General features: G+C 56.5%; 1 protein-coding gene and 1 pseudogene. Both read right to left on the bottom strand.

The window, feature by feature from the left end; all coding sequences use genetic code 11:
* Window positions 1–380: ATP-binding cassette domain-containing protein (locus NKF26_RS23935; protein WP_253235031.1), on the bottom strand; the 380-nt coding region annotated here is incomplete at its 3' end.
* A 2-nt stretch (window positions 381–382) separates the two neighbouring features.
* Window positions 383–547 (bottom strand): annotated as a pseudogene (locus NKF26_RS23930) (ABC transporter permease); the annotation flags it as partial.

The following is a 547-nucleotide window of genomic DNA, read 5'->3' as shown; positions in this document are numbered from 1 at the left end:
AAGTGGTCCTCGATTTTCATCGTCGGGTTGAACGAACTCATCGCCCCCTGGAACACCATCGAAATCTGTTCCCAGCGCATCGAGCGCAACTCTTCCTGCGAGAGTTCGAGAACGTTGACCTCCTCGCCGTCTTCCGGCCGGTAGATCACTTCGCCCTGAAGCAATCCGGGGTCGGGAATCGCATCCAGAATCGTTTCGGCGAACATCGACTTGCCCGACCCGCTTTCGCCGACCACGCCGACGATCTCGTTGCGCTGGATATCGAGACTCACGTCGTTCAGGACGTACGATTTCCCCTCGTCGTAGGTGACCGATGCGTTCCGAATACTCAGGATGGGATCCGATACCTCCGTGACTGTTTCCTGTTGTTGTGACATCATGCTTAGAGCACCTCCGTACCTTCGTCCGATTCTTCCAGCGTCGTCGATTCACCCGCGAGACGCGTTCTGACGCGTGGGTTGAACAAGCGGTCCAAGCCCTGTGCGAGCAGAATGAGCGACAGGGCGATACCCATGATCATGATCATCGGCACGATAAGCTGATACAG

The sequence above is a fragment of the Haladaptatus sp. AB618 genome (assembly GCF_024136965.1).
Taxonomy (GTDB): Archaea; Halobacteriota; Halobacteria; order Halobacteriales; family Haladaptataceae; genus Haladaptatus.
Note: the sequence above shows the minus strand (reverse complement) of the source record. Positions and strands in the feature narration are given on the sequence as shown.